General features: G+C 65.7%; 6 protein-coding genes, 1 tRNA gene and 1 pseudogene. 4 read left to right on the forward strand and 4 right to left on the reverse strand.

All coding sequences use genetic code 11. The annotated features are described in order from the left end of the window. Positions 1-100: 100 nt before the first annotated feature. The 4 genes from JHD63_RS13175 to JHD63_RS13190 all read left to right on the forward strand — a co-directional run bounded on the left by JHD63_RS13175 (position 101) and on the right by JHD63_RS13190 (position 2,528). Positions 101-176 (forward strand) — tRNA-Gly (locus JHD63_RS13175). 197 nt (positions 177-373) lie between these two features. Further along, positions 374-598, forward strand: coding sequence for a hypothetical protein (locus JHD63_RS13180; RefSeq protein ID WP_198971192.1), 225 nt, complete (start codon positions 374-376; stop codon positions 596-598). 747 nt (positions 599-1,345) lie between these two features. Beyond that, positions 1,346-1,978, forward strand: coding sequence for a DUF6806 family protein (locus JHD63_RS13185; RefSeq protein ID WP_198971193.1), 633 nt, complete (start codon positions 1,346-1,348; stop codon positions 1,976-1,978). A 10-nt stretch (positions 1,979-1,988) separates the two neighbouring features. Continuing rightward, positions 1,989-2,528, forward strand: coding sequence for a M48 metallopeptidase family protein (locus JHD63_RS13190; protein ID WP_370590503.1), 540 nt, complete (start codon positions 1,989-1,991; stop codon positions 2,526-2,528). Here JHD63_RS13190 and murI read toward each other — a convergent pair. The 4 genes and pseudogenes from murI to JHD63_RS13210 form a co-directional block, all read right to left on the reverse strand. Beyond that, a complete protein-coding gene (gene murI, locus JHD63_RS13195; protein ID WP_198971195.1) occupies positions 2,484-3,320 on the reverse strand; it encodes a glutamate racemase in 837 nt (278 codons plus the stop codon). The two genes, JHD63_RS13190 and murI, sit on opposite strands and share 45 nt — an antisense overlap. Before the next feature lie 26 nt (positions 3,321-3,346). Next, positions 3,347-4,900, reverse strand: a complete 1,554-nt coding sequence (locus JHD63_RS13200) for a fumarate hydratase (protein WP_198971196.1) — start codon at positions 4,898-4,900, stop codon at positions 3,347-3,349. 75 nt (positions 4,901-4,975) lie between these two features. Further along, positions 4,976-5,317: pseudogene (locus tag JHD63_RS13205) on the reverse strand (EAL domain-containing protein); the annotation flags it as partial. Positions 5,318-5,431: 114 nt separating this feature from the next. Beyond that, positions 5,432-5,713, reverse strand: coding sequence for a PBECR2 nuclease fold domain-containing protein (locus JHD63_RS13210; RefSeq protein ID WP_233168085.1), 282 nt, complete (start codon positions 5,711-5,713; stop codon positions 5,432-5,434). Positions 5,714-6,000 lie beyond the last annotated feature (287 nt).

A 6,000-nucleotide genomic window follows, 5' to 3' on the forward strand; every position in this document is an offset into this window, starting at 1 on the left:
TCGTGCTTCGCAAGCTTGGCTTTCTGACGCAGCGGAAGCATCTGCTATAATTGAATTCTTTTGGGATGGCGTCAGGTTGATGGCGTTGCCTGGAAAATAAGCGGGAATAGCTCAGTTGGTAGAGCGCAACCTTGCCAAGGTTGAGGTCGAGAGTTCGAGACTCTTTTCCCGCTCCATGTTTTAAAAAGGGAAGCTTCGGCTTCCCTTTTGCGTTCTGGCTGCTCTTCATGTACGCGAGAGGCTGCGTGCCGCCGGATGTTCCGGTGCGTCCTGGCCCGCTATGGCGAGTCCTGTTGGTGTGACGTTGCCGCCACCCTGGCTTTGGTCGAACGCACGGATACGGTCATACTGTGACTTTTCCCGAGAGGTGGTAATGTCTGCGACCTTGACGACGTTTCGCCACGGCCACTATCTGCTGGCCTGCAGCGCGAGGGTGCTGGCCAACGGACGTTTCGTGCCGGAGCTGGTGATCACGAAGGATGTCTGGCCGACCCGTCCGCGCTCGATCGCCATGGATAAGGCGGAGTTCGAGGTCGAGGAGGATGCCATCGCCGCGGCGCATTCGCGCGGCATCGAGTGGGTGGCCCACTACGGTTAGCGCTGGCGGCGGCCACTATCCGTCCCTGTCACAATGCGTGTCTTGCGCGTCGGAATGCGCATTGGTCATGCCCGAGTGGTGAAATTGGTAGACACAAGGGACTTGAAGAAAATTTGAGCCCTTCGGGGGAAACTCCGAGGATGAAGCCCGTCAAATTCGGCGAACGCCCTGGCTGCTTCGAGCAGCCGAGCCAACGCCGAGCCAAGCCCTGGCTAGCACGTGCCGGGGAAGGTGTAGAGAGCAGACGGCGGGCACCTACAGCCTCCCTGAGAGGCCATGGTGAAGGCGTGCTCCAGACCACGAACGCGGCGTGCCTCCATGCTGCGGCGGCGAAAGCCGAAGCGGTAAGAAAATCCCTCGGCTTCACGGTCGTGCCGGTTCGATCCCGGCCTCGGGCACCACACTGCAGGCTCTTCCAGCAATGGAAGGGCCTATTTTTTTTACGGAATTCCGTTTGGGGAAGGGCGGATCGCCCCCGCACTTGTCCCCGGCGGCGCTGGACAATCCTGGGGATAACCCGTGGTCCGTGGCAGGAGTGTGCGCGTAAGTGCCTGTTTCATAAGGAATTGCATTGCGCTGCTTTTTGCGTGGGCAGAGGGCGCAGCCTGCCGGAGGAACGTGAGAAAATGCCATCTCCGCTGGCTGGATGCAACCGTGATTGCGGCTTTCCCGCTCCCTGTCCCTTTTTTATTCTGAGGTTGCCGCTTCCGGGCCTTCGCCCGGCTGCCTGCGCCGCAGAGATGCACGATGTCTAGCTATAACACCCCCTTCGAAATCCACGTCCATGGCGATGTGGTACTGCGTGCCGACGCGACCTTCGAGCAGCTGCAGGATGCGCTGCGCCCGCTGTGGAAATACGCAGGCGCGCGTTCGCTGGCCGATGGCGCCGCCAGCGTCTACGAGGAAGAGCCCGGCATCGAGTTCGACGCCAAGGAGCACGTTCTGCACATCTGCTGGACGGTCAATGGCGACGAGGATTTCCGGCACAACCTCGACGAGATGTGCATGAGCCTGAACGAGCTTGCCGAGCAGGGCGCCGCGATCGAGGTCAGCTTCTACGACACCGACTTCGACGAAGAAGAGGAGCCGCCCGAGGCCGAGGCGCGCGACGACTTCGTCATGCTGTTCGTCGGCCCCACGCCGGCTGCCATCATGCAGGTGCAGCGCGACCTGCTGGTGCAGGACGTGGTGAGCATGATGGAGCGCCACTTCGACGGCGCGGAGCTGGGCGGCGTGGTTGCCGAGATCGACAAGCTGTTCGGCGAGCGCTTCGATGCGCTGGTCAATTCGCTGGAACTGGGCAAGCCGCCGCGCGGCAGCGGCGGCGGTGGCCCGGGCGGCGGACACGGCGGCGGGCGCCGTCCGCGCCATCTGCATTGAGGCATCCGTCGTGCGCTTCCTGGGCGGCTACCCGGAGGCCGTGCTGGAGCAGGTGCGCGCGGTCCAGGCGCAGGGCGGCCTGGGACGCCTGCTCCGCTCACGCTATGCCGCGCCGCACGGCCTGCGGACCGACCGGGCGCTGCATGGCTTCGTCACGGAGCTGAAGGCCGAGCACATGCGCCGGGCGCCGCCGCTGGACAAGGTGCTCTACGACAGCAAGCTGCAGGTGGTGCAGCATGCGCTGGGCCTGCATACGCAGGTGGCGCGGGTGCAGGGCTCGCGCCTGAAGGCCAGCCGCGAGATCCGTATCGCCTCGGTCTTCAAGGATGCGCCGCTGGATTTCCTGCGCATGATTGCCGTGCATGAGCTGGCGCATCTGAAGGAGCGCGAACATGACCGCGCCTTCTATCAGCTATGCGAGAGCATGGAGCCGCGCTACCACCAGTTGGAATTCGATGTGCGCCTGTACCTGACGCACCTGGAGGCGACGGGGGAGCGGCTCTGGTCAGGCGAGGACGGGCTGGTGCGAAGCCAGGCCCAGCCAGCCTAGTGCCGCACGCTGCAGCAACGCAAGGTCGCCCGTGCTGGTGAGCTGCACCGTGCCGGGTGTGCTGCCAGGGGCGCGCAGCAACCCGTTCTGGGCCAGCAGGCGCTGCGTCTGGCGCGCGACCGGCGCGCCGGTGTCGAGCAACTGCACGTCAGGGCCGAGCAGCTTGCGCAGCACGGACTGGGCGAACACATAGTGGGTGCAGCCGATCACCAGCGTGTCGATCTGGCCCTTTTCAGTGCCAAATATGCCCAAAGCCTTGGTGTATTCTAGGCATAGTGCTATCACTTTTGATTCGCTCTGAGGCGCGGGAAGCAGCTCCGCTTCAATCGCGTGCGCCAGGCCGTCGCAGGGCTGGATGCGGAATTCGGCCTGCGCCTGCAGCGGTGCGAGCAGGGCGCGGAACTTGGCGCTGCCCAGCGTGCCGCGGGTGCCGATCACGCCGATGCAGCCGGTGCGGCTGGCGGCCAGCGCGGGTTTGACGGCGGGCTCCACGCCGATCAGCGGAAGGTCCGGATGGGCCTCGCGCAGCAGGTGGATGGCCGCGGTGGTGGCAGTGTTGCAGGCCACGACCAGAGCCTTGATGCGATGCCGTTCACGCAGTTCGCGGGCGACCTGCAGCGTGCGCTGGGTCACATAGGCGTCGCCGCGCTCGCCATAGGGCGCATGCGCGCTGTCGGCGAGGTAGACGTAGTCCTCGCCAGGCAGTTCGGCCCGCAGCGACTGCAGCACGCTCAGGCCGCCAAGGCCGCTGTCGAAGACGCCAATGGGGCGCTGGGGCGGTGCGGCGGTCATCGCGGATCCGGTAGGCGGCGCAACGCTCAGGCGGTGGCCAGCTCGATGCCGCGGAATTCGCCGCTGGCGATGCGCTGCTGCCACTCGGCCGGGCCGGTGGTGTGCACGCTGGTGCCGCCGGCGTCGACCGCCACGGTGACCGGCATGTCGACCACGTCGAACTCGTAGATGGCTTCCATGCCCAGGTCGGCAAAGCCGACCACCCTGGCGTCCTTGATGGCCTTGCTGACCAGATAGGCGGCGCCGCCCACGGCCATCAGGTAGGCGCTCTTGTGCTTCCTGATCGACTCGATGGCGACCGGGCCGCGCTCGGCCTTGCCGATCATGGCGATCAGGCCGGTCTGCTCCAGCATCATGTCGGTGAACTTGTCCATGCGCGTGGCGGTGGTGGGGCCGGCGGGGCCGACGGCCTCGCCCTTGACCGGATCGACCGGGCCGACGTAGTAGATGACGCGGTTGGTGAAGTCCACCGGCAGTGGCTCGCCCTTGGCCAGCATGTCCTGGATGCGCTTGTGCGCGGCGTCGCGGCCGGTGAGCATCTTGCCGTTGAGCAGCAGCGTGTCGCCCGGCTTCCAGCCCGCGACTTCTTCCCTGGTAAGGGTGTTGAGGTCGACGCGCTTGCTCTTGTTGTAGTCGGGCGCCCAGTCGATCTTGGGCCACAGGTCGAGCGAGGGGGCTTCCAGGTAGACCGGGCCGGAGCCGTCCATCACGAAGTGCGCATGGCGCGTGGCCGCGCAGTTGGGGATCATGGCGACCGGCTTGCTGGCCGCATGCGTCGGGTACATCTTGATCTTGATGTCGAGCACGGTGGTGAGGCCGCCGAGGCCTTGCGCGCCGATGCCCAGTGCGTTGACCTTCTCGTACAGCTCCAGGCGCATTTCATCGAGCTTGTCGAGCTTCTCGCCGCGGGAGGACTTGGCCTGCAGCTCGTACATGTCCAGGTCGTCCATCAGGCTTTCCTTGGCCATCAGCACGGCCTTTTCGGCCGTGCCGCCGATGCCGATGCCCAGCATGCCCGGCGGGCACCAGCCGGCGCCCATGGTGGGCACGGTCTTGAGCACCCAGTCGACCACCGAGTCGCTCGGGTTGAGCATGATCATCTTGCTCTTGTTCTCGCTGCCGCCGCCCTTGGCCGCGACGGTGATGTCGAGTTTGTCGCCCGGCACGATCTGCGTGAAGATCACCGCGGGCGTGTTGTCCCGGGTGTTCTTGCGGTCGAACTGCGGGTCCGCCACGACCGAGGCGCGCAGCGTGTTGTCGGGGTGGTTGTAGCCGCGGCGCACGCCTTCGTTGATGGCGTCTTCCAGGCCGGCCGGGAAGCCCTCGAAGCGCAGGTCCATGCCGACCTTGACGAACACGTTGACGATGCCGGTGTCCTGGCAGATCGGGCGCTGGCCGGTGGCGCTCATCTTGCTGTTGGTCAGGATCTGCGCGATCGCGTCCCTGGCCGCCGGGCTCTGCTCGCGCGCATAGGCGCGAGCAAGGTGGGCGATGTAGTCGGCGGGGTGGTAGTAGGAGATGTACTGCAGCGCGGCAGCAACGGATTCCACGAGGTCGTGGTACTGGATGCGGGTCGTCATGTCGGGGGGCGTGTCGTTATGGGAAGCAGCCGGCAATTATCCCCGCTGCGCGTCGCCTGTGCAGTGGCCCGCCGTTCAGGTGTCGATCATGGTGGAGGGCGCAAAGTCCACGCCGTCCGCCGGTTTATTGCCTTTGGACCATTCCAGCAACGTGTGCGCCGGCATGGGCCGTGCAAAGACGAAGCCCTGCAGTTCGTCGCAGCCCATCTTCAGCAGCATGTCGCGCTGGGCGCTGGTTTCCACGCCTTCTGCCACCACGCGCAAGTCCAGTGCGTGCGCCGCCTCCACCACGGCGCGGGCGTCTTTCCTGGTCTTCCGGTCGTTGACGAAACTGCGGTCGATCTTCAACTGCCGCGCGGGCAGTTGCCGCAGGTAGCTGAGGCCGGAGTAGCCGGTGCCGAAGTCGTCGATGGCCAGGCATCTTCTACAATGCGCCTACTTCATCGGGTGAGACGGCCGCGCCAGGCCGACCGACCCTACACCCGGAAGGAGCCTGTGCGTGGCGCCGCACAGGCTCTTCCTTTTGGCCGCTCACGGCGCCTGACGTCGGTACAGCAGCGCGCCGACCCGCCACTCGTCCGCTCTCTGCGACACGCCCTGGAAGGTGGTGGCGCCGCTCCAGCCGTCCGCGCCCAGCTCGAATACGGCCAGGGCCGGCGTGTCGTGGCCCTCGACGTCGAAGCGCGCGACGTAGCGGCGCCGCACCACGGCACGGCCCTGCACGCGCAGCCACTCGACGCGCACCCAGATTTCGTCGGGCTCCAGCAGGGTGCGGGCCAGCAGCGGCATGAGCGGTATGCGCAAGATGATCAAGCGCATCCGGGCCAAGATCAGGGCCTACACGGCTCAAACCGACCTGTTCGAGCCGCCCGAGTCGACATGGCCCGGTCGTTACACCCGCTGCGACGCCGTTGCAAGCTCCGTCCGATACATCCCCCCTCGCTCCCCAATATCCCGATTGATCGCAGCCGTTTGACCTTGCCCCTGGAATCCGTATCCCATAGCTGAGCTCATGAGGTGGCTTGCCTTGGTTGATTGGCAAGCCAGTCCTGCTCGAACTGCATCGGGCTGACGTAGGCCAGCGTCGAGTGCAGTCGGGC

It is taken from the genome of Xylophilus sp. ASV27 (assembly GCF_016428875.1).
Classification (GTDB): domain Bacteria; phylum Pseudomonadota; class Gammaproteobacteria; order Burkholderiales; family Burkholderiaceae_C; genus Xylophilus.

Coding starts and splice junctions, on each gene's coding strand:
- JHD63_RS13180 (WP_198971192.1), top strand. CDS start 374: ATGTCTGCGACCTTGACGACGTTTCGCCACGGCCACTATCTGCTGGCC.
- JHD63_RS13185 (WP_198971193.1), top strand. CDS start 1,346: ATGTCTAGCTATAACACCCCCTTCGAAATCCACGTCCATGGCGATGTG.
- murI (WP_198971195.1), bottom strand. CDS start 3,320: ATGACCGCCGCACCGCCCCAGCGCCCCATTGGCGTCTTCGACAGCGGC.
- JHD63_RS13200 (WP_198971196.1), bottom strand. CDS start 4,900: ATGACGACCCGCATCCAGTACCACGACCTCGTGGAATCCGTTGCTGCC.